This window comes from Sinorhizobium sp. BJ1 (assembly GCF_002531555.1).
GTDB lineage: Bacteria > Pseudomonadota > Alphaproteobacteria > Rhizobiales > Rhizobiaceae > Sinorhizobium > Sinorhizobium fredii_B.
This window is the reverse complement of the sequence record NZ_NWTH01000007.1, coordinates 86,851-112,116: the sequence shown is the minus strand read 5'-3', so window position 1 is coordinate 112,116 and position 25,266 is coordinate 86,851. Positions and strand designations below refer to the sequence as shown.

Genomic DNA, 25,266 nt, shown 5'->3' with positions numbered 1-25,266 from the left:
TTGTCCGTGCACGGTCAGATCGGCTGGCCGGAAAGCAGGCGTGGGTCCGCTTCGCCGGCAACACTGGCCGCCTGGCGAATGAAGAAATTTTTGAGCGACGGCAGGCGGTCGACGAGGCCGAGCCCGATGTCGCGGATGACCCTCACCGGCGTGATGTCGTTGGAGAACAGCCGGTTCAGGACATCCGTCGTCACACCCATGCGGAACGTGTCGAAACGCCGCCAGAGCTGGTAGCGTTCGAGGATGGCAAGCGAGCCGATGTCGAGGCCGAGGCGATCCGCCTCGACGATCGTCTCGGCAAGTGCGGCCACGTCCTTGAAGCCGAGATTGAGGCCCTGGCCCGAGATCGGGTGGATGCCGTGGGCGGCATCACCTGCCAGCGCGAAGCGGGGTGCTACGAAATCGCGCGCCAGCGTCAGTCCGAGCGGAAAGGCCCTGCGGCCGCCGACCACCTTGAGATGGCCGAGCCTGTGGCCGAAGCGGCGCTCCAGCTCCTCCTCGAAAATAAAATCATCCTCCTTGACCAGACGCTCGGCGTCGTACGTGCTCTCGGTCCAGACGAGCGACGAACGGTTGTTCTTGAGCGGCAGCGTGGCAAAGGGACCTGCCGGCATGAAATGCTCCTCTGCCGTGCCGCCATGCGGACGCTCGTGCTCGACCGTCGTCACGATGCCCGACTGGCCGTAATCGAACTCGACGACCTTGATGCCCGCCGCCTCGCGCAACTTCGAGCGGACGCCGTCGCAGGCGACCAGCAGCCGAGCCTCCAGTGCCTCGCCGCCGGCGAGCGTCACGGCAACGGCGTGGTCGCCACTCTTGAAGCTTTCGACCATAGCCGACTGCCGGATGGCGACGCCGAGTTCCCGGCAGGCCTCGCGCAAGGCGCCGACCAGGGCGGTGTTCGGCACCATATGCGCGAAGGGACGCCCCTCGCCGCCGTCGCCTTCGAATGTCAGGAACACCGGGCGGACGGGATCGACCGTCTTCGAATCGGTGATCACCATCCTGAGAATCGGTTCGGCCTCAGGCACGATCGCGCTCCAGACCCCCAGAACATCGAGCATGCGCTCGGCCGCAAGGGCGACGGCGGAGGCCCGCTCGTCCTTTTTCCACGCGCCTTCTGGCGCACCGTCGACGACCGTCACTTGAAGATGGGGAGCCGCTTTCTTCAGCGATACGGCGAGTGACAGGCCGACATAGCCGCCTCCGGCAATCAGTACATCGATCATCCCGCCTCTCTCCCGTCGCACTTGAGCATCGTTCCATGCGTATATAGATCAATGCCATCGCCGTTCCTACCATCGGAGACCGCCGAAAATGTCGCGCCCTACCGAAACCCCCATGGATGCCCTTCTTGCTATACTCGATCTCGAAAAGCTCGAAGTGAATCTGTTCCGAGGCCTCAGCCCCCAGGTCGGCTGGCAGCGCGTGTTCGGCGGCCAGGTGATCGGCCAGGCGCTGGTGGCCGCGCAACGCACCGTCGACGCAGGCCGCTACGTCCATTCGCTGCATGCCTATTTCCTCAGGCCGGGCGATCCCACCGTCCCGATCATCTACGAGGTCGACCGCATCCGCGACGGATCGAGCTTCGCCACCCGGCGCGTCGTGGCAATCCAGCACGGCAAGGCGATCTTCTCCATGTCGGCCTCGTTCCAGTTTGACGAGGACGGTTTCGACCATCAGTTCGACATGCCGGAAATCCCCATGCCGGAAACCCTGCCGGGCGAACAGGAATTGCGCGAAAAGTTCCTCGTCCATGCGCCCGAGGCGATCCGCCGCTATTGGGAGCGGCCGCGGCCGATCGAGATCCGGCCCGCCTCGTTGGAGCACTATTTTGCGCGCGACAAGGCCGCCCCGCGGCAGGACGTCTGGGTGAAGGCGGTCGGCAAGGTGCCGGACGAGCGCCATCTGCAGGCCGCCGTCCTTGCCTATCTCTCCGACATGACCCTGCTCGACACATCGCTTTACGCGCACGGCACCTCCGTCTTCGACCGGACGCTCCAGGTCGCCAGCCTCGACCACGCCATGTGGTTCCATCGTCCGTCCAAGATGGACGACTGGCTGCTCTACACGCAGGACAGCCCGAGCGCGCATGGCGCGCGCGGCATGACGCGCGGTAGCCTGTTCGATCGCTCGGGCGTGCTGATCGCTTCCGTGGCGCAGGAGGGCCTGATCCGCAAAAAGGCAACTGAGTAAAAAATGGTCAATTTTTAAAAATTGCTTATCTATTAGGCGGATTTGCTGGCGACTTTTTTGGCACTTCGCGCCTGAAGCCGGGCGAAAAGTGGTTTTTTCGTGTCTTTTCCCGAGTTTGTGCCCGCTCAATCGAATCTGGCACGCCCCTTGAATGTGACTTTTCAGTTGCCCAGCGCTTCGGCGCTTAAGCAGCAAGGAGAGACGGCCTCCGGCCGGAGGCAGACAAGGATGGGAAGCCGATGAAAATTGTGATGGCAATTATCAAGCCGTTCAAGCTCGATGAGGTCCGCGAAGCCCTGACCGCCGTAGGCATACAGGGCTTAACCGTAACCGAAGTGAAGGGATACGGCCGCCAAAAGGGGCACACCGAAATCTACCGTGGCACCGAGTATGCCGTGAGCTTCCTGCCGAAGCTGAAGATCGAAATCGCGGTTCCGTCGGAGATCGTCGACAAGGCCGTCGACGCGATCGCCTCGGCTGCCAAGACCGGCCAGATCGGCGACGGCAAGATCTTCGTCTATTCGATTGACCACGCCGTGCGCATCCGCACCGGCGAAACGGATTCAGAAGCGTTGTAAGCAGCGCCGATCAGGGAGCTTTTTTCGATGTCATTCAACCTTTCCACCTCTCTTCGACGCGTGGGCGCCACCGCTGCCGCCTTGCTCGCGCCGGTCGTTGCTTTCGCCCAGGAGACGGCGCCTGCCGCTGCCGAGGCCGTTGCAGCAACGCCGGTTCCGGACAAGGGCGACACCACCTGGATGCTGCTGTCGACCATCCTGGTCCTGCTGATGACCGTTCCCGGTCTGGCGCTCTTCTATGGCGGTCTGGTGCGCGCCAAGAACATGCTGTCGGTGCTGATGCAGGTTCTGATGATCACCGCCGTCGTGATGATCATCTGGGTGACCTACGGCTATTCGCTGGCCTTCACCGATGGCGGCTCGCTCAACTCCTTCATCGGCGGCTTCTCGAAAATGTTCCTGGCCGGCGTCGACACGACGACGCTTGCGGAAAGCTTCTCGAAGGGCGTCTTCATCCCCGAATACGTCTTCGTCGTCTTCCAGATGACCTTCGCCTGCATCACGCCGGCGCTGATCGTCGGCGCCTTCGCCGAGCGCATCAAGTTTTCGGCGGTCATGCTGTTCGTCATCCTGTGGGTCACCTTCGTCTACTTCCCGATCGCCCACATGGTCTGGTTCTGGGGTGGTCCGAGCGCCTATACGGCTCCGACCGGCCTGATCTTCTCCTTCGGCGCGATCGACTTCGCCGGCGGCACCGTCGTCCACATCAATGCGGGTATCGCGGGCCTCGTCGGCGCCATCCTGCTCGGCAAGCGCACGGGCTACAAGCGGGAGATCATGGCTCCGCATTCGATGACGCTCACCATGGTCGGCGCCTCGCTGCTGTGGGTCGGCTGGTTCGGCTTCAATGCCGGCTCGAACCTCGAAGCCAATGCCTATGCCGCTCTCGCCATGATCAACACGTTCCTGGCGACCGCAGCCGCCATCGTCTCCTGGGCGGTGGTTGAAACGCTCGTTCGCGGCAAGGCTTCGATGCTCGGTGCCGCCTCGGGTGCGGTTGCCGGTCTCGTTGCCGTTACCCCGGCTGCCGGTTTTGCCGGTCCGATGGGCGCGATCGTCCTCGGCCTCGTCGTCTCGCCGGTCTGCTACTTCTTCGTGGACGTGGTGAAAAACAAGTTCAACTATGACGACAGCCTCGACGTCTTCGGCATTCACGGCGTCGGCGGTATCCTCGGCGCGATCGGAACCGGCATCCTCGTCAATCCGGCCCTTGGTGGCGCCGGCATCGTCGACTATTCCACGGCTGACTTCGCCGCCGGCTATGCCGGCACGGCAACCCAGGTCTGGGCGCAGCTCAAGGGCGTCCTCGTCACGGTCGTTTGGTCCGGGATCGGCTCGTTCATCCTCTTCAAGGTGGTCGATGCGATCGTCGGTCTGCGCGTCTCGGTCGAAGCGGAGCGCGAAGGTCTCGACCTCTCCTCGCACGGCGAAGCGGCCTACCACACCAGCTAAGCAATTGCGGCGCCGCCTGTAGGCGGCGCCGCCGTCAGTCCCGTCGCGATCCGCATTTTACGTGGATCGCCTTTCGCCCGGATCCCCGCGATCCGGGCTTTTTTTGCCTCGGCACTCCCATCAACCGGTATTTCGGCTCCACACGCGCATGGTTAATGTCGCATTAACCCTACTCCGCGTAGGTTGATTCCATGGCACGCAATGTGCCCGGAGCATTCTGCGTCCACCCCGGCTTCGGAGGGCGGCAAGGATGCTCTGCAACTAATGGCCGGAATGCTCCCACCGTTCACTTGGAAGATGCGTGGCGCTCCGGCGGATCGAAACGGGCAGCAGGCAACATGAGCAGAAGCAACCCCGCAACGCTTGACAACCGTTCCAATCAGTTCGTGCTAACCGCCTTCCTCTGGCGCCAGATCGCGTCGCTGGCAGGCTTTGCGCTGTTCGGCGCCCTGGCGCTCGCCGTTGCCGCCCTGTCGACCTGGAACGTTGCCGATCCGAGCTTCTCCTATGCCACCTCGGACGAGCCGACCAACCTGCTCGGCTATGGCGGCGCCGCCTTTGCCGATATCTTCATGCAGTTCTTCGGCCTGGCGAGCGTCGTGGCGCTGCTGCCGGCGGTCGCCTGGGCCCTCGTGCTGATCGGCAACAAGCCCTTCGACAAGATCGTGAAGCGGCTCTGCCTCTGGTTCGTCGGGTCGGCTCTGGCAGGCGCTGCCTTGAGCTGCGTGCCGGCACCGATCACCTGGCCATTGCCAAATGGTCTCGGCGGCGTTTTCGGCGATATGATCCTGCGTTTCCCGGCGCTCTTTACCGGCACGTTCCCAACCGGCACCTTCGCGACCGTTCTCGCCTGCCTATTCGCCGCCCCGGCGGCCTGGGCGCTGATCTTCAGCGCCGGCCTGATCGGCGTCAGCGAGACGGACCTGGAAGAGGAAGCACCGGCGCCCGTCCCCAGCAAGGCGCGCACCATCCGCGAAGAACTCGAGGAAGACGACGACGAAGGTCCGCTGACCCTGCTGATGGGCTCGCTCGCCCATATGCGCTTCACGGCGCAGGCCCGGCTGCGGCGCGCCTTCGGCCTGAGCGCCAGCCGCGCCAAACGCCAGTACGACGAACCATATGATTTCAACAACGACGAATTCGGTACGCTCAACGAGCCGGTCCGGCCGAAGGCGCAGGCCGGCCTCGCACGTATCGAACCGTCGCTCGATCGCGCCGAGCGCCGCATCGTCACGCCGCCGCCGATCGTCGCCGATGAAAATGACCCGCCCTTCGACATCGACGAGGCTCGCCCGGCCGGGATTCTGCCGGACGACGAGGACGACATTGCCGCCGACTGGGCGCCGAGGCCTGCCCCCGCGAAGCCGACGGTCGCGATAGGCGGCTCGCGGGTGGCCCCGCTGCCGCCGCGCCCGAAGAGCGGCCAGCGCATCGAACGCGAGGCCCAGCGCTCCTTCGTCGACGAGGATGACGACTTCGCGCTGCCGCCGATCCATTTCCTCGCGGAGCCGAAGAATGTCGCGCGCGACGCCTCGCTGTCGGCGGATGCGCTGGAGCAGAATGCCCGCATGCTCGAGGGCGTGCTCGAGGATTTCGGCGTTAAGGGCGAGATCATCCATGTCCGTCCCGGCCCGGTCGTGACGCTCTACGAACTCGAGCCGGCGCCCGGCATCAAGTCGTCGCGCGTCATCGGCCTTGCCGACGACATCGCCCGCTCGATGAGCGCCATCGCCGCCCGCGTCGCCGTGGTGCCGGGCCGAAACGCCATCGGCATCGAACTGCCGAACCAGCGGCGCGAAATGGTTTATCTGCGCGAACTGATCGGCTCGCGCGACTTCGAGACCACCAAGACGAAGCTCGCCATGGCACTCGGCAAGACGATCGGCGGCGAAGCGGTCGTCGCCGACCTCGCCAAGATGCCGCATCTGCTCGTCGCCGGCACGACCGGCTCGGGCAAGTCGGTGGCGATCAACACGATGATCCTGTCGCTGCTCTATCGCCTCACCCCCGATCAGTGCCGGCTGATCATGATCGACCCGAAGATGCTCGAGCTCTCCGTCTATGACGGCATCCCGCATCTGCTCTCGCCGGTGGTTACCGACCCGAAGAAGGCCGTCGTCGCGCTGAAATGGACGGTGCGCGAGATGGAAGAGCGCTACAAGAAGATGTCGAAGATCGGCGTCCGCAACATCGATGGCTTCAACGCCCGCGTCGAGCAGGCGCTTGCCAGGGGCGAGGCGATCACCCGCACCGTCCAGACCGGCTTCGACCGCCAGACCGGCGAGGCCGTCTACGAAACCGAGGAGTTCGACCTCTCGCCGATGCCCTATATCGTCGTCATCATCGACGAGATGGCCGACCTGATGATGGTCGCCGGCAAGGATATCGAAGGTGCAGTGCAGCGGCTCGCCCAGATGGCGCGCGCCGCCGGCATCCACGTCATCATGGCGACGCAGCGCCCGTCGGTCGACGTCATCACCGGCACGATCAAGGCGAACTTCCCGACCCGCATCTCCTTCCAGGTTACCTCGAAGATCGACAGCCGCACCATCCTCGGCGAGCAGGGGGCCGAGCAGCTCCTCGGCCAGGGCGACATGCTCTACATGGCCGGCGGCGGCCGCATCCAGCGCGTCCACGGCCCCTTCGTCTCCGACACGGAAGTGGAAGAGGTGGTCGCCTATCTGAAGACGCAAGGGGTGCCGCAATATCTCGACGCGATCACCGAGGACGACGACGAGGAGAACGAAGGCGGCGGACCGGCCGGTACCTCGAATCTTGCGGATTCCGAGGACCCCTACGACCAGGCCGTGACGATCGTGCTGCGCGACGGCAAGGCATCGACATCCTACGTGCAGCGGCGTCTCGGCATCGGCTATAATAGGGCCGCATCGCTGATCGAGCGGATGGAGCAGGAGGGCATCATCGGACCGGCCAACCACGCCGGCAAGCGGGAAATCCTGGTGCCGACCGAAGCGGAGATCACGGGCCGGTAAGTCTGGAGAGCCGGTCGGTAACGGTCATTTGAGAGCGGGGGCGCCGCGGTGCCGGACAACGCCTTGAAGGCGCCCCACTTGCGCTCCACATGACGCTCGTATGAAGGAGACTGCGATGACAGAGACAAGAAACGATGACGGCAACACTCGGGCGATCTCGCGGCGCGTCTTCGTTTGCGGCCTGGCAGCGCTCACGGCCATCGCCGGAACGACGCTTGATGCGCCACCCGCTTCGGCGCAGGCCTCCGCCGTCGCCCAGAAGATCGCCGATCATTTCTCATCGGTGAAGACTATGGCCGGCGAATTCGTCCAGTTCGGTCCGCGCGGCGAGCAGACCGGCGGCAAGTTCTACATCCGTCGGCCCGGACGCATCCGCTTCAACTACGAGGCACCCTCGCCGATGCGCGTCATCGCCGACGGCCGGTCGGTGGTCATCGGCAACATGAAGCTGAAGACCTGGGACATCTATCCCTTGTCGAAGACGCCGCTCAATCTGCTCTTGAGCGAGAGGATCGACCTGAGCAGCCGCATGGTGCGCGCCGTCCGGGTCGAGCCCGATCTCATCACCATCGTGCTGGGCGACCGCTCGATCTTCGGCGATTCGACCATCACCATGATGTTCGATCCGAAAACCTACAATCTGAGGCAGTGGACGATTACCGACGCGCAGAAGAAGGACACGTCGGTGATGATCTTCAACGTGCAGACCGGCATCCAACTGGACGACAAGGTGTTCCGCATTCCTTATGACGAAGTGCGAAATAAAGGGGGCGGCCGCTGACCTTGCTCTACGGCGTCGTGCGTCTTCTTAGACGCACACAGGTCGCTGTAGCACTTGAATCGCCTTAAATCGGCTAGGATTTAAGGAAACGTGCAGTAGCCGGACACTGGAAAGAATTGGCCGCCCTCGGGCGGCCTTTTTCATGCTTGTCGATCGGCGCCGGACCTGCTTAAAACGGCCCCGTGTTGCCGGACGCCTTCTTTCTGTCATCGGCGAATTCTCCAGAGGAATATGGAATGACGCTTTCCATCGCCACGTGGAACATCAACTCCGTCCGCCTGCGCATGCCGCTGGTGGAGCATTTGCTGGCGACATGGCAGCCGGACATCCTCTGCCTGCAGGAAACCAAGTGCCCGGACGACCAGTTTCCCTCAGCACCGCTGAAGAAGCTCGGCTACCAATATATCGAGATGCACGGGCAGAAGGGCTATCACGGCGTGGCGACCATCTCGCGCCTGCCGTTGCACGAACTGGCCGATCGCCGCGACTATTGCGGTGTCGGAGATGCGCGCCATCTCTCCGTGGTCTTTCAAACTGGCGGCAAGACCGTTCGCCTGCACAATTTCTATGTGCCGGCCGGCGGCGACGAACCGGACCGCACGATCAACCCGAAATTCGGCCACAAGCTCGATTTCGTCGACGAGATGAAACTCCTGCACGCCGAAGCCGAAGCGGGCATCTCCTCGATCCTGGTCGGCGACCTCAACATCGCGCCCCTCGAGCACGACGTCTGGTCGCACAAGCAGCTCCTGAAGATCGTCAGCCACACGCCGATCGAAACCGATGGCCTCACCACGGTGATGACCGGCGGCGCCTGGGTCGACCTGATGCGCCAGCATACCCCGCCGCCTGAAAGGCTCTACACCTGGTGGAGCTATCGGGCAAAGGACTGGGCCGCGGCCGACCGCGGCCGCCGTCTCGACCACATCTGGTCCTCCGCCGACCTCGCCGCGAAGCTCGTCCGCGTCGACATCCTCAGGGAAGCACGCGGCTGGGAGCGCCCGTCCGACCACGTGCCGGTGATCGCCCATTTCGAACTTTGAGGTGTGGGCTCCCCACAGGTGGGAGGGGCTTCCTTGCCGCGCCCGGTCCACCCATGTCTCACCGGCTCTGACAGCTCAGATGTTGCGAGGGGCACAGGTCCGAGCCGCGGCCGCCTGGCCCCTCCCACTTGTGTAAGAGGGTGGGGAGGGGCTTTTTGGGCAAAGTTGCCTTCGACTAAGCGAAACGCCCGGCCAGCGCCTCGACCCGGCGGATCATCGCCTGCAGGTTGTCGCGGATCCGGGCTTCGACCATGGCGGTCACCTCCGGATATTCTTCCAGCATGCGGCGGAACAGCGGCCGGTTGATGCGGATCACCTCGCTGTCCTCGTCGGCGGTGGCGGTGAACTTGCGCTCGACCATCGATATCAGCGCCAGCTCAGATAACAGCGTGCCGCGGCCGACGGTGTCGACCGGCTGCGGGCGGCCTTCGGCGTTGAGCTTCGAAAGCGAGAAGCTCCCGGCGGCAACCGCATAGGCGCAATCGGCCGGAGCGCCTTCGCGAAAGAGCTCGTGGCCCTTGGCGATGCGGCGGCGCTCGGCGCCGAAGGCGATCAGCCGAAGCTTGTCGTCGCCGATGTCGGCGAAAAGCGAGACGTTGGACAGAAGCGCGATGTCATCATTGAGCGTCACGCAGCAATTCTCCTGGCTATCTCTGAAGAGCGGAATGCGGAACGGAAAACCGCTTCACGCGATCCCGCGCTACGGAACGATCTTGTAGCCGCCGTTCTCTGTCACCAGAATCTCGGCATTGGAAGGGTCGCGTTCGATTTTTTGGCGCAGCCGATAGACATGTGTTTCGAGCGTATGCGTCGTCACCCCGGAATTGTAGCCCCAGACCTCTTCGAGCAGGACGTCGCGGGTAACCACCTTCTGTTCGGCACGGTAAAGGTAGCGGATGATCGCCGCCTCCTTCTCGGTGAGGCGAATCTTCTGGCCGTTCTCCATCGTCAGCAGCTTCTGGCTCGGCTTGAATGTATAGGGGCCGACGCTGAAGGTCGCGTCCTCGCTCTGCTCGTGCTGGCGAAGCTGGGCGCGGATGCGGGCCAGCAGCACGGCGAAACGGAAGGGCTTGGTGACATAGTCGTTGGCGCCAGCCTCGAGACCCAGGATCGTGTCCGAATCGGTATCGTGACCGGTCAACATGATGATCGGCGCCTTGAACCCGCCCTTGCGCAGCAGCTTCACCGCCTCGCGGCCATCCATGTCCGGCAGGCCGACATCCATGATCAACAGGTCCACCTGGCGGGCGCGCGCCGTCTGGATGCCTTTGCCGGCGGTCGATTCCTGCAGGAGGTCGAACTCCTCGTAAAGAGAAAGCTGCTCTATCAACGTCTCACGCAGATCATTGTCATCGTCGACAAGGAGGATGGTGCGCGTCGCCATGGGATATTTCCTGTTGCTTCCTGAATTCAACCTAGCTCAAATGCCGCCCTTGGCAAAGCGCGGCGGACACGCAATCTTGTCGGCCTGGAACCGTGGATAGGGTGGCCGCGAGATCACGGGCAAAGCAAGAATTTGTGAGAATAATGCGCAAGAAAACGTCGGGAGTAAGATCGGGGAAGTCCACCATCCTTGTCCGCGCTGCGCCGCGCGACCGCCGGCGCGCCCTTGTGAGCTTTGACGGCAGAACGGAGCAGGCGGCGATCGGGCGAAGCGGCCTCACCGCCCTGAAGCGCGAAGGAGACGGCGCGACGCCGCGGGCGACGATGAAACTGATCGGCGGCTTCGTGCGCAGCGATCGCGTTTCCCTGCCGTCGACCCGGCTGCCGATGCGCGGGATCCGCCGCGACATGCTCTGGTGCGACGCGCCGGACCATGCATCCTATAACCGCCCAGTGAGGGCGCCGTTTGCCGCGAGCCACGAGACGATGATGCGGGACGACGGGCTTTACGACGTCTGTCTGGTCATGGACTGGAACATCACCTGCAGACGGCGGCAAGCGGGCTCGGCGATATTCGTCCACCTCATTCGTCCCGGCTACGAGCCGACGCAAGGCTGTATCGCCGTCAGCCTGCCGGCGATGAAACGGCTGATCCGGCACATGCGTCGGGGAACGGCAGTCAGGGTCGCCTAGAGCATTTCCTGGTTAAATTGAACCATTCTGTTGGCTCAAGCGGAGTGGAATGTTTGCTCGGCTGGCGCGCGGCGTAGCCAACGCTACGGCGAAGCCAGCCGAGCAAACAGGCCGCGCGCTTCAGCCAACCCGAAGGGCCGGGCATCTTTCCGCCAGCCTCAGAGGCGATCGCCTCGGCCGTACATCCGGGGCACGACACTCGGCAATCGCCTCTGCTCTGACGCAAACCTGCTCCGGCAGAATGGTTCAATTTAACCAGGAAAGGCTCTAGGATGCGCCGGTCGCCTCATGATCCATCATCGAGCAGGCGCGGCGTCACGAACTGGACGAGCCGCCCCATGCCGGGCGCTATCTCCGACCATTGCTCGATGGTGAAATCCATGACGGCGAGCCCGGCCGTCGGAAACTTCTTCCTGAGGCGCTCCAGCGCCACCGCATCGCCGCCGCCGGCGAGGAGCAGTGCGAGTTCCGCCATGCCCGGATTGTGCCCGACGAGCAGCAGCTTTTCGACGGACGGCTCCACCTTGCGGATCACGTCGACTATGGCCGTGGCGGCAACCTCGTAGATGCTGACGGCGTCACGGGCGGCAACCTTGTGCGGCAAAGCTTCGGCGACGAGTTCCCAGGTCTCTTGCGCGCGTCGGGCGGTTGAAACGAGGGCGAGGTCCGGGATCAGGCCCCGCTGCGCCATGAAGGCGCCAATTGCCGGGGCCGCCTTTCGACCGCGGCCGGCAAGCGCCCGGCGATGGTCGGCAACCCCCTCCGGCCAGGCGGATTTGGCGTGGCGGAGCAGCATGAGGCGGCGTATCGGAGGGCTGGCGTCGTCAGGCATGGGGCGCTCCTCATGTGTCGGCCGATGATCCTATTGTCGCACCGACGCATGCAATAAAAAAGGCCGCCCGGAAGGGCGGCCGAGCATGCCGGAAAAGCTCAAAACCGGCTTATTTCCACTCGCGGATATCGACGAAGTTGCCCGCTACCGCGGCGGCGGCAGCCATCGCCGGGGAGACCAGATGAGTGCGGCCCTTGAAGCCCTGGCGGCCTTCGAAGTTGCGGTTCGACGTCGAGGCGCAGCGTTCGCCGGGCTTCAGCCGGTCGTCGTTCATCGCCAGGCACATGGAGCAGCCGGGCTCGCGCCAGTCGAAACCGGCTTCCCTGAAGATCTTGTCGAGACCCTCGGCCTCGGCCTGTTCCTTGACGAGGCCGGACCCCGGCACGATCATCGCCGAAACGGTCGAGGCGACCTTGCGGCCCTCGACCACCTTGGCGACGGCGCGCAGGTCCTCGATGCGGCCATTGGTGCAGGAGCCGATGAAGACCCGGTCGACGGCGATGTCGGTGATCTTCGTGCCCGGCTTCAGGCCCATATAGTCGAGCGCACGCCATTTCGAGGTCCGCTTCGTCTCGTCCTGAATATCGTCGGGGTTAGGAACGACACCCTGGACCGAGATGACGTCTTCCGGAGAGGAGCCCCAGGAGACGATCGGCGGCAGGCTGGCGGCGTCGAGCACGACGACGCGATCGTAATGGGCGCCCTCGTCGGTGTGCAGCGTCTTCCAGTAGTCGAGCGCCATGTCCCAGGCCTTGCCCGTCGGGGCGCGCGGCTTATCCTTGATATATTCGAAGGTCGTTTCGTCCGGCGCGATCAGGCCGGCGCGGGCGCCGCCTTCGATCGTCATGTTGCAGACCGTCATGCGGCCTTCCATCGACAGCGACCGGATCGCCTCGCCGGCGAATTCGATGACGTGGCCGGTGCCGCCGGCCGTGCCGATCTCGCCGATGATGGCGAGAATGATGTCCTTGGCGGTCACGCCGGGCGGCAGTTGCCCGTCGACGCGCACCAGCATGTTCTTCGCCTTCTTCTGGATCAGCGTCTGGGTTGCAAGCACGTGCTCCACTTCCGAGGTGCCGATGCCGTGCGCCAGCGCCCCGAAGGCGCCGTGCGTCGAGGTGTGGCTGTCGCCGCAGACGATCGTCATGCCCGGAAGCGTAAAGCCCTGCTCTGGGCCGACGATATGGACGATGCCTTGACGCTTGTCGTTCTCGGAATAATATTCGACGCCGAAATCGGCGGCGTTTTTGGCAAGCGCCTCGACCTGAATGCGGCTTTCCTCGTTCTTGATGCCGAGGTGGCGATCCGGCGAGGTCGGGACGTTGTGGTCGACGACGGCGAGCGTCTTTTCTGGCGCGCGGACCTTGCGGCCGGCCATGCGCAGTCCTTCGAAGGCCTGCGGACTCGTCACCTCGTGCACGAGGTGACGGTCGATGTAGAGCAGACAGGTGCCGTCATCCTGGCTGTTGACCAGATGATCGTCCCAGATCTTGTCATAGAGGGTACGCGGTGCGCTCATGGCATATATCCATCGAATATTCAGATACGGAAAAACCGGCAGCGGTGCGGCCGGAAACAACACTGATCAAGCGATCAGCATAGGCGGCTCGTCAGCGCCCCGCAGACACGCGCAAAAAAACGTGCCGGCAGACGCTTATGGTCCTGCAGCACGACGATTTTCTGTTCGCGACATCCGAATTTGGATTCCATGGCCGGTGCTCATATCAATTTTTTGACTGTTCGGCAATCGGCGGGATGGCGTCTGCAACAGGCGCTGTGCCTCGGTTCGCTCCTCCCAAACCCCTCCCCACAAGAGGGAGTGACTCTGCGGCATCGTAAGTCCCTCGCCCTTGTGGTCTGCGGCATCGTAAGTCCCTCGCCCTTGTGGGGAGGGGTTGGGGGCCGTTTCCGGCGATAGGACACCCTACCGCGCCTCAGCCCTTCTCAGCCGCCGCTCAAACGCCCTGAGCGCCAGCGACAGGCCGATCGTCAGAATCAGGTAGACATAGGCGACGATCGAATAGGTCTCGAAGAAGCGAAACGAGCCCGAGGCATAGACCTTGCCCATCTGGGTGATGTCGGCGACGCCGAGCACCGAGACGAGCGAGGAATCCTTGACCATCGCGACGAAGTCGTTGCCGAGCGGCGGCAGGATGACGCGGATCGCCTGCGGAAAGAGGACGAGGCGGAAGCGCTGGTAACGCGAGAGCCCGAGCGCCTTGGCGGCCTCCACCTGGCCCTTGTCGACCGACTGGATGCCGGCGCGGAAGACCTCGGCGATGAAGGCGGAGTAGCCGATCATCAGCGCGATGATCGCCCGCCACATCAACGAGATGTCGCGAACGACGAGCGGCTCCATGAAGCCCGCCGAAATGATGGGCGATGTCAGGAAATTCACGGTCACCACCAGGGCCGGCGCCCCGACGAAGGCGATATAGAAGAGCAGCACGAGGATCGGCACGCCGCGGATGACTTCCGTATAGAAGCGCGCCACCTGTCGCAGCGCCACGTGCTCGGAAAGCGCCATCAAAGCCACGGCGAGGCCGAGCACGGTCGCCAGCGCAAAGCCTGTCAGCGTCACGAAGACGGTGACGCCGATGCCCTTCAGCACGACGGTGAAAACCTGGGTGAAGATGTCGTTCGAGACGATCACCGCGGCAAGCGCCACGGCGATCAGGAGAAGGGCGACCAGCCACCAGGGATAGTCGCCCTTCTCGGAAGTGTCGGATGATTGGACCGGCGCCATCGAGATTCCAATAAGTTGGAGCGGGATGCGGGCGGAAGACCGCACCTCATCGCGCGCCGGCGATCAGCCGCCCATCTTGTAGTCGAGGAACCATTTCTTGTTGAGCGCGTCGAAGGTGCCGTCCTCCTTGAGCGCCTTGATGGCGGCGTTGACCGGTTGGACGAGATCGGATCCCTTCGGGAAGATGAAGCCGAAATCCTCGGTGCCGAGCGGCTCGCCGACCACCTTGAGCGCGCCTGCTGACGAATCGACATAGCCCTTGGCGGCGACGCTGTCGGTCAGCACCAGGTCGACGTCGCCGGCTTTCAGCGCCTGCACCGTCGCACCGAAGGTTTCGAACAGCTTGATGCGCGGGTTCTGCTCGTTGCCGTCGAGGATCTCATAGACGGCCGTGTAGAAGGGCGAAGTGCCGGGCTGGGCGCCGATCAGCGCGTCCTCGACGGCAGCAAAGCTCTTGGCATCCTTGAAGCGCGTTTCGTCGCCGCGCACCAGCATGAACTGCTGCGAACGCATATAAGGATCGGAGAAATCGACCTTCTCCTTGCGGTCGTCCTTGATGGTGATGCCGGTCATGCCGATCTGGTATTGGCCGTCGGAAACCGACTGGATCATCGCGTCCCAGCTGGTGTTCTGATATTCGATCGTGAAGTTCAACCGCTTGGCGATCTCGTTCATCGCGTCATATTCCCAACCGACCGCCTGGCCGGACTTCGGATCGATGAACTGTAGCGGCGGGTAGGCGTTCTCGGTGACGACGACGACCGTCTTGCCGCCGAGATCCGGCAGGTCGCTCGCGACTGCGGGCGCGGAAAACACGAAGGGAACGGCGAGCGCAGCGGCGATGCCCGCAAGCACGTGGCGACGGATTGTCATTGGAGGAACTCCCGAAAATTGTGGCGACCGAAAATGTCACAAATTCTGTCGGGAAGACAAGCAGATAGTTCTAAAGAAGAAAGGCGGCCCCGAGACCGCCTTTCCGTTCAACGCAGAGAGTCGAAATCTTATTCGGCTGCCGCTTCGGCTGCCTTTGCCTCTTCGGCTGCCTTCGCTTCAGCAGCTTCGGCGGCTGCCTTCTCGGCGGCGAGCGCCTGGGCGGCTGCAATCTTCTCAGCCTCGATGCGTGCCTTCTCTTCGGCAACGGCCTGACGCTCGGCTTCGTTCAGCTTGCGGGCGCGCGTGCCGGTGTTCTCGACGATACGCGCCGATTTGCCACGACGATCGCGCAGGTAGTAGAGCTTGGCGCGACGGACCTTACCGCGGCGAACCACTTCGACGCTCTCGACGAGCGGCGAGTAAACCGGGAATACGCGCTCGACGCCTTCGCCGTAGGAGATCTTGCGGACGGTGAAGCTCTCGTTGAGGCCACCGCCGGAGCGGGCGATGCAGACGCCTTCATAGGCCTGGACGCGGGTACGGCTGCCTTCGACGACGCGGACGTTGACGCGGACGGTGTCGCCGGCGGAGAAATCGGGAAGGGTGCGCTTGGCGGCGATCTTGGCGGCCTGTTCGGCTTCCAGCTGCTGGATGATGTTCATCGGTCTAACCTTTGCTTTCTTCTGAAACAGCCAGAGCGCTCTCGGCCGGCCTGTCGGAATTCCTTCAGGTCTTGCCCTCTTGGAGGACAGGAGCGGTTTCGCCATTCTTTGTTGGTGGTCGACGGGCAAGAACCCGAACCGGTGCGGCACATACACCAAACGACGCCGCTTGTCATCCCCGATCGCAGATTTTCTCGACCAATCGCCCGCGTTGGCGGCTGAGGACCCTCCCCAATCCTGCCAATTCAAAAACCCTCCCCAACCCCTCCTCACAGGTGGGAGGGGTTGGGGAGGGGGTTATTGGCTGGTGGCGGGCTTGCGATCGATTGCTCCAGCCGTTATCCCCGAATCCGAGCTTTTCGAGGACGGCCATGACGATTTTCCAGGCGCTGTTGCTTTTTGTTGCGGGGTTCCTATCCGGGGCCGTCAATGCCATTGCCGGCGGCGGCACGTTTCTGACTTTCGGCGCCATGACGCTGGGGGGCCTGCCGCCGATCGTCGCCAACGCCACCTCCTCGATCGTCCAGTTTCCCGGCTACATCACCTCGGCGCTCGCCTATGCCAAGGAAATCCGCGCCGATCGGCGGAACGCCATTGTCCTCGGCGCCATTTCGGCGATTGGCGGGCTTGCCGGCGCGCTGCTCCTGCTTTCGCTCTCCAACCCGTCGTTCCGGGCGATGGTGCCCTGGCTGCTGATCGCCGCGACGGGGATCTTTGCGGCCGGCCCTCTCCTGAAGTCGAAAGCCCGCAGCGACGAGCACCGAATCGGGCCGCTCGGCGTGGCGAGCCAGATGGTGACCTCCGTCTATGGCGGGTTCTTCGGAGCCGGCATGGGCATCATGATGCTTGCGGTGCTCGGGCTTGCCACTGGCGGCAGCTACCACCGGCTGAATGCGCTGAAGAACTTCATCTCAATCGTCATCGCGCTGATCGCCATCCTTGTCTTTTCAGCCGGCGGCGTCGTTTCCTGGCTGCATGCGGCGATCATGGTGCCGGGTGCGGCCCTTGGCGGCTATTGCGGCGTCTGGGCCGCCCGGCGCGTTCCGCAAACCGTCATTCGCGCCATCGTCGTCGCCGTCGGCCTGCTGCTCGCCGCCTATTATTTCTTCACCGGCTGAACCGTATTCTGCTCCAGCAGGTCGGGACGGCGCGCCGCCGTCAGCCGCTGCGCTTCGGCCTCGCGCCACTTGGCAACGGCACCGTGGTTACCCGAGGTCAGCACTGCCGGGATCTCACGGCCTTCGAAGACCTGCGGCCGGGTATAGTGCGGATGCTCGAGCAGCCCGCCCTCGAAGCTTTCATGCAGGCCGGACAATTCGTTGCCCATCACGCCCGGCAGGATCCGGACGACCGCGTCGAGCAGGACCAGCGCCGCCGGCTCGCCGCCGGAAAGGATGTAGTCGCCGATCGAGACCTCTTCGAGATTGCGCGTGTCGATGACCCTCTGGTCGACGCCCTCGAAGCGCCCGCAGACGATGACGATCCCGGGGCCTGCGGCTAGCTCGCGAATGCGGGCCTGTGTCAGGGGCCGGCCGCGCGGGCTCATCAGCAGGCGTGGCCGGCCGTCATCTATCGAGACGTGGTCGATGGCGCGGGCCAAAACATCCGGCTTCAACACCATGCCGGCACCGCCGCCGGCCGGCGTATCATCGACGGTACGGTGCTTGTCCTCGGCGAAATCGCGGATCTGCACGGCCTCGATCGACCAGTGGCCGCGCTCCAGCGCCTTGCCGGCCAGCGACACGCCGAGATGGCCCGGGAACATCTCCGGGTATAGCGTCAGGACCGTCGCGCGAAAGGACATGGCCTGCGGTTCACTTGCGCTTCGTCGGGAATTGCTTGTCGAGGCTCTCGTCCTTGTCGTCGACGAGACCGGCGGCGACCGGATCGACCAGCATCTTGCCGGCCTCGAGATCGATCTCCAGCACCGACCATTCGGTGAAGGGGATCAGCACCGGCCGACGGCCGGGGCCCTTCAGTTCCAGGAGATCACCCGCGCCGAAGTCGAAGACGCCGGTCACCGAGCCGTAGCTCTTGCCCGTGCCGTCGACCGCTTCCAGGCCTTCGAGATCCGCATAGAAAAACTCCTCCTCGTCGAGATCGTCGTCGGGAAGATTGTCGCGCTCGATGAAGAGTTCGAGACCGTTCAGCGCCTCGGCCGCCGTGCGGTCGTTGATGCCGCGAAAACGGACGATGACCACGTTCTTGGCTTCACGGATTTCCAGCACCTCGAAGACACGCCCGTCCTCGCTGTGCAGGTTGCCGTAGTCCCCAAGTGCCGTCGGATCGTCCGTGAAGGATTTTACCCGCACTTCGCCGCGCAGGCCTTGGGCCGCACCGATCGTCGCCATCAGGACTGGGTTTTCGAGTGTCGTCATTTCGGCATCCAGCTGGGAGCGGGCGCATTGTACCCGATCCCGCTCCAATTCTTTAAACGTGCACATAAAGCAAAACGGGCGGCATGAAAATGCCACCCGTTTGCTACACCGTTTTGGCGGGGATTATTCCGCGGCAGTTTCCGCAGCTGCAGCGGCTGCGTCTTCGGCCTTCTGCTTGGCTTCGGCGGCACGTTCCTGTGCCTTCTTGCCGGGCTCTGCCTTGGTCGGATTGTTGCGAGCCGGGCGCTTGGCAAGGCCGGCCTGGTCGAGGAAGCGCAGGACGCGATCGGTCGGCTGGGCGCCCTGGGCGAGCCAGTGGCTGACGCGCTCGGCATTCAGTTCGATGCGCTTTTCGTCGTCCTTGCCGAGCATCGGGTTCCAGGAACCGATCTTCTCGAGGAAGCGGCCGTCACGCGGGCTGCGCGCATCGGCAACGACGATCTGGTAGAAGGGGCGCTTCTTGGAGCCGCCACGGGCGAGACGAATTTTCAGTGCCATTTCAATTTACTCCTTGCAGGCTTTCTTGACCGCTTCGTTCAAGCGGAACGGGTGGTGCCGGCGCTGCCCGCGGGCTGCGAGCGATCGGCGGCGATGGCTTCATGATGCCGGATGACTTCCTTGATGATGAAGTTCAGAAACTTCTCGGCGAAATCCGGATCCAGATTGGCGTCCTTGGCCAGATGGCGAAGGCGTTCGATCTGGTATTCTTCGCGCGCCGGATCGGCCGGCGGCAGCTTGTGCTTGGCTTTCAGAACGCCGACCGCCTTGGTGCAGCGGAACCGTTCGGCCAGCATGTGGACGAGCGCGGCATCGATGTTGTCGATCGACTGCCGGTAGCTCGCCAATTCCTCTTTGATCTCGGGATCAAGCATTCGTCGCGATCCTCACTTCTTCTTCGGGAGGCCGGGAAGGCCTGGGAGGCCGCCGCCGAGGCCGGGCAGACCGCCGCCGGGCAAACCGCCACCGCCGAGGCCCGGAAGGCCGCCGGGCTTGCCGAGACCAGCAGCCTCGGCCTGCTTCTGCAGCGCCTCGAGCTGTTTCGGGTCCAGCTTCGAAAGATCCGGCATGCCGCCGCCCAATCCGCCAAGGCCCATCTTGTTGGCAAGGCCGCCCATCATCTGCTTCATCATGCCGCCGCCTTTGCCCTTGCCGCCCATCATCTTCATCATGTCCGCCATCTGGCGGTGCATCTTCAGAAGCTTGTTGATGTCGGCGGCATCGGTGCCGGAGCCGCTGGCGATGCGCTTCTTGCGCGAATGCTTGAGCATGTCCGGGTTGGCGCGTTCGGCCCTGGTCATCGAGGAGATGATGGCGAGCTGGCGCTTGAAAAGCCTGTCGTCGAGGCCGGCGGCGGCCATCTTGTCCTTCATTCCGGTCATGCCGGGCATCAGCCCCATGATGCCGCCCATGCCGCCCATCTTCTGCATCTGCCGCAATTGATCGGCCAGGTCGTCGAGGTCGAACTTGCCCTTGGCCATCTTGGCGGCCATGGCGGCCGCCTTCTCGGCATCGATGTTCTCCGCCGCCTTCTCGACCAGCGAGACGATGTCGCCCATGCCGAGGATCCGGTCGGCAACGCGGCGCGGATGGAACTCTTCGAGCTCGTCCATCTTCTCGCCGACGCCGATCAGCTTGATCGGCTTGCCGGTGACGGCACGCATCGACAGCGCCGCACCGCCGCGGCCGTCGCCGTCCATGCGGGTCAGCACCAAGCCGGTAATGCCGACGCGGTCGTCGAAGTTGCGGGCGAGATTGACGGCGTCCTGGCCGGTCAGCGCGTCGGCGACGAGCAGGATCTCGTGCGGATTGGACTTCCGCTTGATCTCCGCCATCTCGATCATCAGCGGCTCGTCGATATGGGTGCGGCCGGCGGTGTCGAGGATGACGACGTCATGGCCGCCGAGCTTGGCGGCCTGCACGGCGCGGGCGGCGATATCGGTCGGCGACTGGCCGGCGATGATCGGCAGCGTGTCGACGCCCGTCTGGACGCCCAACTGCCGCAACTGCTCCTGCGCGGCCGGGCGACGCGTGTCGAGCGAGGCCATCAGGACCTTCTTCTTGTCCCGCATCGTCAGCCGCTTGGCGATCTTGCCGGTCGTCGTCGTCTTGCCCGAACCCTGCAGGCCGACCATCATTACGACGACGGGAGCCGGGGCATTGAGATCGATCGTCACGCCCTCGGAACCGAGCATGCCGATAAGCTCGTCATGGACGATCTTGACGACCATCTGGCCGGGCTTGATCGATTTCAGGATCTCGGCGCCGACCGCCTTCTCGCGAACCTTTTCGGTGAAGGAGCGCACCACATCGAGCGCGACGTCGGCTTCGAGCAGCGCACGGCGAACCTCCCGGAGCGCCGCGGAAACGTCAGCTTCCGACAGGGCGCCGCGGCCGGTCAGTCCATTCAATATGGAACCAAGACGGTCCTGGAGGCTCTCGAACATTCTCTCTTCCTTCTGGTTTCCGGTTTCACCTGGTTTGACCTGGGGACTCGCCGAAAACTGGGGTTCCTTCGCGCGGAAAACAAGGCGCAAAGCCAAAAACCACCCGAGGGCGCGACGCGCTGTCGGGTGTTAACCTCCGGGCTCTCTTTATACCTTTGCGGGGCCCGGTCGGCGGCTTCGAAGTCATCACTTGCGAAGGAATTTCGTCGCGATAAACAGGAAAGCGACCGAAAAGTCAAGTTAGAGGTGAAGCTGCTGCAATGACCGCGGCTTGGATGCGGATCGTCGGCGACCCTCGGCAGGTGTCGCAACGACCAGGAGAAGCGGCGTCACAGGCCCTCCTCCTTCTCGCCGGCCTGCCGGGCAAGCACTGCAAAGGCGGTATCAATCCGCGTCATGACTCTCAGAGCCACGACCACCTCGGTCTGGTTGATGTCGCCGAGGACGCCCCGCAGCATTTCGAGCTCGCGCTGATGGACGCCGTGAAAAAGATCCCTGCCGGCTGGGCTTGGTGCGCAGAAACCGGCCCGCCGGTGCTCGGGATTGGGCTTCTTCTCGACCAGCCCTTTCCTGATGAGGCCGGCGGCGACGCGCTGCACGAACTGGCGCTTCATCGCTAGCCGCCTGGCTGCCTCCGGCACCGTCACCGGCGCCTCGCAGATGAGTTCCAGCACGGCACGCTCGGCAACCGTGATCCCGGCGCCCTCGAGCATCTTCTCGAACGTCCTGCTGACGTTGAGATGAACCGGACGGACGAGCTTGATTGCCTTGTAGAGGCGTTCCTGTTTGTCGAATCGGACGAGCATGGATGCATGGTAGCAATCGAGTTGTCATTCTCAAGAAATTCTTAACCGATTTCTCTCCGACCCTGTGATCGAGCGCTGAAGCTCCTATCTTTCTCCGACAGCAGAGCCATTCGACAGCTTAGGTCGGCAATGAGCAAAGGCGGCAACCGCTACTACAACGGACCCGTTTCGGACCATTTCGACGGCGTTCACTTCTTCAATCCCGGCGGAATGGCACCGCGCGGTTTTGCCGACCTGTTGCGCTGGCAGGTGCGGGGCAAACGCGTGCGTTGGCCGAGGCATTACGACAGCCCCTTCGTGGAGGTGCGGCCCGAGCTTACTGTCGACGGCGACCGCCTGCGGGTGACGATGGTCGGTCATGCGACGCTTCTGATCCAGGTGGCCGGTCTCAACATCCTGACCGATCCGGTCTGGTCTCACCGGGCGAGCCCTTTCGCCTTTGCCGGGCCGCGTCGGCACAATGCGCCGGGCATTCACATGGACGACCTCCCGCCGATCGACCTCGTCCTCGTCACCCACAACCACTACGACCATCTCGACCTTGAGACGCTTGGCGCGCTGTACGCCGAGCACGCGCCTTGGGTGGTAACGCCGCTCGGCAACGACACGATCATCCGCAGCGCCGTACCGGACATGGAAATATCCGTTGTCGATTGGGGCGATCGTATCGAGGTGGGCGACGGCGTCGTCATCCATGCCGAACCCTGCCACCATTGGTCTGCCCGGGGCACACGCGACCGACGGATGGCGCTCTGGGCCGCCTTCGTCATCGAGACGCCGGCCGGCAGAATCTACCATATCGGCGACACCGGCTTCCACGGCGGCATCAATTATCGCACTGCCCGCGACAAGCATGGCCCCTTCCGCCTCGCCAACCTGCCCTTCGGCTGCTACGAACCCCGCTGGTTCATGGAAAGCCACCACCAGAACCCGGAGGAGGCGGTGATGGGCATGCTCGCCTGCGGGGCCGAACACGTGGCGGGACATCATTGGGGGACGTTTCGCCTGACCGACGAGGGGATCGAGGAGCCGCTCAGCGCGCTCGAAACCGCCCTCGACAAGGCCGGTATCGAGCCCGGTCGGTTCCGGCCGCTGCGGCCGGGGGAGGTCTTCGACGTTCCTGCCTAGTTCGAACGAAGCCGGCACTGGTAATTTCCGGGCTTTTCCGCCATATACAGCCCGAATGAAAGGCGCCTCCCCGGCGGGGACCAGTTTGGACAAATCGCGACATGACCGACCACGTGCAATTTGCCAGGATGAACGGGCTTGGAAACAAGATCCTGGTGGTCGACATGCGCGGCCGCAGGGACCGGGTCACGCCTGAGGCCGCGATCGCGCTCAACGCCGATCCGGCGACCCAGTTCGACCAGATCATGGCGATCCACGATCCGAAGGCGTCCGGCACCGATGCCTGGATCGACATCATCAATTCCGACGGCTCTATGGCCCAGGCCTGCGGCAACGGCACCCGCTGCGTCGTGCAGGCGCTTGCCGCCGAGGCCGGCAAAAAGGCCTTTCTCTTTCATACCGTCGCCGGCCTGCTCGAAGCGAAGGAGCACGACGACGGCTTGATTTCGGTCGACATGGGACTACCGCGGTTCGGTTGGGATGAAATTCCGCTCGCCGAGGAATTCCACGATACGCGCCAGATCGAGCTGCAGATCGGCCCGATCGACGATCCGGTGCTGCATTCGCCCTCGGTTGCTTCGATGGGCAATCCGCATGCGATCTTCTGGGTGGAGAACGATGTGTGGAGCTACGAGCTCGATCGCTTCGGACCGCTCCTTGAAAATCACCCGATCTTCCCCGAGCGTGCCAACATCTCGATCGCTCGCGTCCGTTCGCGCCAGGAGATGGACCTGAGGACCTGGGAGCGCGGCGCGGGGCTAACGCTTGCCTGCGGTTCTGCCGCCTGTGCTGCCGCGGTCAGCGGTGCCAGGACAGGTCGCACGAACCACACTGTCACCGTGAATGTTCCGGGCGGTCCGCTCCTGATCGAATGGCGGGAACGAGACAACCACGTCATCATGACGGGACCGGCCGAATGGGAGTGGTCTGGCACGCTGGATCCCTCAACCGGCGCCTTCGAGCGCGAGGTCACGACCAGCGAAAGCGGAGCGCGAGCGCTTTGAGCGGCGTCGAGGTCATCACCTTCGGTTGCCGCCTCAACACCTGTGAATCGGAAGTGATGCGGGCGGAGGCCGAGAAGGCGGGGCTGAACAACGCCATCCTCGTCAACACCTGCGCCGTCACGGCCGAGGCCGTGCGTCAGGCACGCCAGGCGATCCGCCGCGTGCGGCGCGACAATCCGCACGCCCGCATCATCGTCACCGGCTGCGCCGCCCAGACCGAGAAGGAAACTTTTGCCGACATGGCAGAGGTGGACGCGGTTCTCGGCAACGAGGAGAAGCTCGCGAGCGCTTCCTATCGTTCGCTGCCGGACTTCGGCGTCTCGGCCGAGGAGAAGTTGCGCGTCAACGACATCATGAGCGTGCGCGCCACGGCGCCGCAGATGATCAAGCACATCGACGGGCACGTGCGCGCCTTCATTCAGGTGCAGAACGGCTGCGACCATCGCTGCACCTTCTGCATCATCCCCTATGGCCGCGGCAATTCCCGCTCCGTGCCGATGGGCGCGGTCGTCGACCAGGCGCGGCGGCTCACCGAAAGCGGCTATCGCGAGATCGTCTTGACCGGTGTCGACGCGACCAGCTACGGCGCCGACCTGCCTGGAACCCCGATGCTCGGGCTTCTCGCCAAAACGCTTCTGAAGCAGGTGCCGGACATCCTGCGGCTGCGCCTTTCCTCGATCGACAGCATCGAGGCGGACCGGCATCTCCTCGACCTGATCGCCGACGAGCCGCGCTTCATGCCGCATTTGCATCTCTCGCTGCAGCACGGCGACGACCTGATCCTGAAGCGCATGAAGCGGCGCCATTCGAGCGGCGACGCCCGCGCCTTCTGCGACCAGGTGCGCAGCTTGCGACCCGAGATCAGCTTCGGCGCCGACATGATCGCCGGCTTTCCGACGGAAACGGAAGAGATGTTCGAAAACGCGGTGCGCCTCGCCGAGGACTGCGGCCTCGCCCACCTCCACGTCTTCCCTTATAGCCCGCGCCCCGGCACGCCGGCGGCCCGCATGCCGCAGCTCGACCGGGCGCTCGTCAAGGAGCGGGCCGCGCGTCTACGCGCGAAAGGCGCCGCGCTTCACGCCGCCCATCTCGACCGCATGATCGGCACCGAGCAGACGATTCTCGTCGAGTTGAACGGATTGGCGCATACCGAGAACTTTACGCTCGTCGATGCTGCCGGCCTCGAGCCGCGGTCGCTGCTGGAGGTCACGATCTCCGGCCACAATGGCAAGCATCTGGCGATGCAACGAAAACAGATGGCTGCGGCCTGATAT

25 protein-coding genes are annotated in these 25,266 nt (G+C 63.8%); 11 read left to right on the top strand and 14 right to left on the bottom strand.

From position 1 onward, the window contains the following. Window positions 1-14 precede the first annotated feature (14 nt). Complete coding sequence (locus CO676_RS12540; protein ID WP_280952033.1) at window positions 15-1,250, bottom strand: ubiquinone biosynthesis hydroxylase; 1,236 nt, start codon at window positions 1,248-1,250, stop codon at window positions 15-17. Window positions 1,251-1,317: 67 nt separating this feature from the next. Here CO676_RS12540 and tesB point away from each other — a divergent pair, with 67 nt between their 5' ends. From tesB to CO676_RS12510, 6 genes are all read left to right on the top strand, one after another. Continuing rightward, window positions 1,318-2,196 (top strand): acyl-CoA thioesterase II, encoded by an 879-nt coding sequence (gene tesB, locus CO676_RS12535; RefSeq protein ID WP_014766402.1) that lies wholly within the window; start codon window positions 1,318-1,320, stop codon window positions 2,194-2,196. A 239-nt stretch (window positions 2,197-2,435) separates the two neighbouring features. Further along, window positions 2,436-2,774: a P-II family nitrogen regulator gene (locus CO676_RS12530; RefSeq protein WP_014766401.1), complete on the top strand. Its 339-nt coding sequence runs from the start codon at window positions 2,436-2,438 to the stop codon at window positions 2,772-2,774. 27 nt (window positions 2,775-2,801) lie between these two features. Further along, window positions 2,802-4,226, top strand: a complete 1,425-nt coding sequence (locus CO676_RS12525) for an ammonium transporter (protein WP_014766400.1) — start codon at window positions 2,802-2,804, stop codon at window positions 4,224-4,226. 338 nt (window positions 4,227-4,564) lie between these two features. Then, window positions 4,565-7,219, top strand: a complete 2,655-nt coding sequence (locus CO676_RS12520) for a DNA translocase FtsK (protein ID WP_179875474.1) — start codon at window positions 4,565-4,567, stop codon at window positions 7,217-7,219. Between the two features lie 115 nt (window positions 7,220-7,334). Then, entirely contained in the window at window positions 7,335-8,000 is a 666-nt protein-coding gene (locus tag CO676_RS12515) for an outer membrane lipoprotein carrier protein LolA (RefSeq protein WP_014766398.1), read from the top strand. Between the two features lie 236 nt (window positions 8,001-8,236). After that, window positions 8,237-9,043, top strand: a complete 807-nt coding sequence (locus CO676_RS12510; RefSeq protein ID WP_097521303.1) for an exodeoxyribonuclease III — start codon at window positions 8,237-8,239, stop codon at window positions 9,041-9,043. Window positions 9,044-9,218: 175 nt separating this feature from the next. On the opposite strand, the gene CO676_RS12505 is transcribed toward CO676_RS12510, so the two are convergent. After that, window positions 9,219-9,674 carry a Crp/Fnr family transcriptional regulator gene (locus CO676_RS12505; RefSeq protein WP_014766396.1) on the bottom strand — a complete coding sequence of 152 codons (456 nt, stop codon included), beginning with the start codon at window positions 9,672-9,674 and terminating at the stop codon, window positions 9,219-9,221. Window positions 9,675-9,743: 69 nt separating this feature from the next. Then, window positions 9,744-10,427, bottom strand: coding sequence for a response regulator transcription factor (locus CO676_RS12500; protein ID WP_014766395.1), 684 nt, complete (start codon window positions 10,425-10,427; stop codon window positions 9,744-9,746). Between the two features lie 143 nt (window positions 10,428-10,570). Between CO676_RS12500 and CO676_RS12495 the strand changes: the two genes are divergently transcribed. After that, window positions 10,571-11,119: a L,D-transpeptidase family protein gene (locus CO676_RS12495; protein WP_097521302.1), complete on the top strand. Its 549-nt coding sequence runs from the start codon at window positions 10,571-10,573 to the stop codon at window positions 11,117-11,119. A gap of 286 nt (window positions 11,120-11,405) precedes the next feature. Here the strand turns inward: CO676_RS12495 and CO676_RS12485 are convergent, their stop codons facing one another. The 5 genes from CO676_RS12485 to rplS all read right to left on the bottom strand — a co-directional run bounded on the left by CO676_RS12485 (window position 11,406) and on the right by rplS (window position 16,232). Further along, entirely contained in the window at window positions 11,406-11,951 is a 546-nt protein-coding gene (locus tag CO676_RS12485) for a histidine phosphatase family protein (protein ID WP_097521300.1), read from the bottom strand. Window positions 11,952-12,060: 109 nt separating this feature from the next. Further along, window positions 12,061-13,470 carry a 3-isopropylmalate dehydratase large subunit gene (gene leuC / locus CO676_RS12480; RefSeq protein ID WP_097521380.1) on the bottom strand — a complete coding sequence of 470 codons (1,410 nt, stop codon included), beginning with the start codon at window positions 13,468-13,470 and terminating at the stop codon, window positions 12,061-12,063. A 405-nt stretch (window positions 13,471-13,875) separates the two neighbouring features. Continuing rightward, on the bottom strand, window positions 13,876-14,697 hold the full coding sequence (locus CO676_RS12470; protein ID WP_097521299.1) for an amino acid ABC transporter permease: 822 nt from the start codon (window positions 14,695-14,697) through the stop codon (window positions 13,876-13,878). A gap of 63 nt (window positions 14,698-14,760) precedes the next feature. Beyond that, window positions 14,761-15,570 (bottom strand): basic amino acid ABC transporter substrate-binding protein, encoded by an 810-nt coding sequence (locus CO676_RS12465; protein ID WP_014766389.1) that lies wholly within the window; start codon window positions 15,568-15,570, stop codon window positions 14,761-14,763. 128 nt (window positions 15,571-15,698) lie between these two features. Then, a complete protein-coding gene (rplS, locus tag CO676_RS12460; RefSeq protein ID WP_097521298.1) occupies window positions 15,699-16,232 on the bottom strand; it encodes a 50S ribosomal protein L19 in 534 nt (177 codons plus the stop codon). 371 nt (window positions 16,233-16,603) lie between these two features. Between rplS and CO676_RS12455 the strand changes: the two genes are divergently transcribed. After that, the gene (locus CO676_RS12455; protein ID WP_097521297.1) at window positions 16,604-17,350 is read left to right on the top strand and encodes a sulfite exporter TauE/SafE family protein; all 747 of its coding nucleotides are present in this window, start codon (window positions 16,604-16,606) and stop codon (window positions 17,348-17,350) included. On the opposite strand, the gene trmD is transcribed toward CO676_RS12455, so the two are convergent. The 6 genes from trmD to CO676_RS12425 all read right to left on the bottom strand — a co-directional run bounded on the left by trmD (window position 17,332) and on the right by CO676_RS12425 (window position 21,860). Continuing rightward, window positions 17,332-18,036 carry a tRNA (guanosine(37)-N1)-methyltransferase TrmD gene (trmD, locus tag CO676_RS12450; RefSeq protein ID WP_097521296.1) on the bottom strand — a complete coding sequence of 235 codons (705 nt, stop codon included), beginning with the start codon at window positions 18,034-18,036 and terminating at the stop codon, window positions 17,332-17,334. The two genes, CO676_RS12455 and trmD, sit on opposite strands and share 19 nt — an antisense overlap. A gap of 10 nt (window positions 18,037-18,046) precedes the next feature. Further along, window positions 18,047-18,610 carry a ribosome maturation factor RimM gene (gene rimM / locus CO676_RS12445; RefSeq protein ID WP_041414769.1) on the bottom strand — a complete coding sequence of 188 codons (564 nt, stop codon included), beginning with the start codon at window positions 18,608-18,610 and terminating at the stop codon, window positions 18,047-18,049. A 123-nt stretch (window positions 18,611-18,733) separates the two neighbouring features. Next, the gene (gene rpsP, locus CO676_RS12440) at window positions 18,734-19,108 is read right to left on the bottom strand and encodes a 30S ribosomal protein S16 (RefSeq protein WP_014766384.1); all 375 of its coding nucleotides are present in this window, start codon (window positions 19,106-19,108) and stop codon (window positions 18,734-18,736) included. A gap of 38 nt (window positions 19,109-19,146) precedes the next feature. Further along, a complete protein-coding gene (locus tag CO676_RS12435; protein WP_018235965.1) occupies window positions 19,147-19,482 on the bottom strand; it encodes a chorismate mutase in 336 nt (111 codons plus the stop codon). A 12-nt stretch (window positions 19,483-19,494) separates the two neighbouring features. Further along, window positions 19,495-21,054 (bottom strand): signal recognition particle protein, encoded by a 1,560-nt coding sequence (gene ffh / locus CO676_RS12430; protein WP_014766382.1) that lies wholly within the window; start codon window positions 21,052-21,054, stop codon window positions 19,495-19,497. A gap of 329 nt (window positions 21,055-21,383) precedes the next feature. Continuing rightward, entirely contained in the window at window positions 21,384-21,860 is a 477-nt protein-coding gene (locus CO676_RS12425; protein ID WP_014766381.1) for a helix-turn-helix domain-containing protein, read from the bottom strand. Between the two features lie 129 nt (window positions 21,861-21,989). Between CO676_RS12425 and CO676_RS12420 the strand changes: the two genes are divergently transcribed. The 3 genes from CO676_RS12420 to mtaB all read left to right on the top strand — a co-directional run bounded on the left by CO676_RS12420 (window position 21,990) and on the right by mtaB (window position 25,263). After that, window positions 21,990-22,988, top strand: a complete 999-nt coding sequence (locus CO676_RS12420) for an MBL fold metallo-hydrolase (RefSeq protein ID WP_014766380.1) — start codon at window positions 21,990-21,992, stop codon at window positions 22,986-22,988. Window positions 22,989-23,089: 101 nt separating this feature from the next. After that, entirely contained in the window at window positions 23,090-23,992 is a 903-nt protein-coding gene (gene dapF, locus CO676_RS12415) for a diaminopimelate epimerase (RefSeq protein WP_097521295.1), read from the top strand. After that, window positions 23,989-25,263: a tRNA (N(6)-L-threonylcarbamoyladenosine(37)-C(2))-methylthiotransferase MtaB gene (gene mtaB, locus CO676_RS12410; protein WP_097521294.1), complete on the top strand. Its 1,275-nt coding sequence runs from the start codon at window positions 23,989-23,991 to the stop codon at window positions 25,261-25,263. The genes dapF and mtaB overlap by 4 nt, the downstream gene beginning before the upstream one ends. Window positions 25,264-25,266: the final 3 nt, after the last annotated feature.

Coding starts and splice junctions, on each gene's coding strand:
- rpsP (WP_014766384.1), bottom strand. CDS start 19,108: ATGGCACTGAAAATTCGTCTCGCCCGTGGCGGCTCCAAGAAGCGCCCC.
- CO676_RS12425 (WP_014766381.1), bottom strand. CDS start 21,860: ATGCTCGTCCGATTCGACAAACAGGAACGCCTCTACAAGGCAATCAAG.
- rplS (WP_097521298.1), bottom strand. CDS start 16,232: ATGAACATCATCCAGCAGCTGGAAGCCGAACAGGCCGCCAAGATCGCC.
- rimM (WP_041414769.1), bottom strand. CDS start 18,610: ATGACGACACTCGAAAACCCAGTCCTGATGGCGACGATCGGTGCGGCC.
- CO676_RS12515 (WP_014766398.1), top strand. CDS start 7,335: ATGACAGAGACAAGAAACGATGACGGCAACACTCGGGCGATCTCGCGG.
- leuC (WP_097521380.1), bottom strand. CDS start 13,470: ATGAGCGCACCGCGTACCCTCTATGACAAGATCTGGGACGATCATCTG.
- CO676_RS12420 (WP_014766380.1), top strand. CDS start 21,990: ATGAGCAAAGGCGGCAACCGCTACTACAACGGACCCGTTTCGGACCAT.
- CO676_RS12495 (WP_097521302.1), top strand. CDS start 10,571: ATGCGCAAGAAAACGTCGGGAGTAAGATCGGGGAAGTCCACCATCCTT.
- dapF (WP_097521295.1), top strand. CDS start 23,090: ATGACCGACCACGTGCAATTTGCCAGGATGAACGGGCTTGGAAACAAG.
- CO676_RS12520 (WP_179875474.1), top strand. CDS start 4,565: ATGAGCAGAAGCAACCCCGCAACGCTTGACAACCGTTCCAATCAGTTC.
- CO676_RS12510 (WP_097521303.1), top strand. CDS start 8,237: ATGACGCTTTCCATCGCCACGTGGAACATCAACTCCGTCCGCCTGCGC.
- CO676_RS12455 (WP_097521297.1), top strand. CDS start 16,604: ATGACGATTTTCCAGGCGCTGTTGCTTTTTGTTGCGGGGTTCCTATCC.
- CO676_RS12435 (WP_018235965.1), bottom strand. CDS start 19,482: ATGCTTGATCCCGAGATCAAAGAGGAATTGGCGAGCTACCGGCAGTCG.
- CO676_RS12530 (WP_014766401.1), top strand. CDS start 2,436: ATGAAAATTGTGATGGCAATTATCAAGCCGTTCAAGCTCGATGAGGTC.
- tesB (WP_014766402.1), top strand. CDS start 1,318: ATGTCGCGCCCTACCGAAACCCCCATGGATGCCCTTCTTGCTATACTC.
- CO676_RS12500 (WP_014766395.1), bottom strand. CDS start 10,427: ATGGCGACGCGCACCATCCTCCTTGTCGACGATGACAATGATCTGCGT.
- CO676_RS12485 (WP_097521300.1), bottom strand. CDS start 11,951: ATGCCTGACGACGCCAGCCCTCCGATACGCCGCCTCATGCTGCTCCGC.
- trmD (WP_097521296.1), bottom strand. CDS start 18,036: ATGTCCTTTCGCGCGACGGTCCTGACGCTATACCCGGAGATGTTCCCG.
- CO676_RS12470 (WP_097521299.1), bottom strand. CDS start 14,697: ATGGCGCCGGTCCAATCATCCGACACTTCCGAGAAGGGCGACTATCCC.
- CO676_RS12465 (WP_014766389.1), bottom strand. CDS start 15,570: ATGACAATCCGTCGCCACGTGCTTGCGGGCATCGCCGCTGCGCTCGCC.
- CO676_RS12525 (WP_014766400.1), top strand. CDS start 2,802: ATGTCATTCAACCTTTCCACCTCTCTTCGACGCGTGGGCGCCACCGCT.
- ffh (WP_014766382.1), bottom strand. CDS start 21,054: ATGTTCGAGAGCCTCCAGGACCGTCTTGGTTCCATATTGAATGGACTG.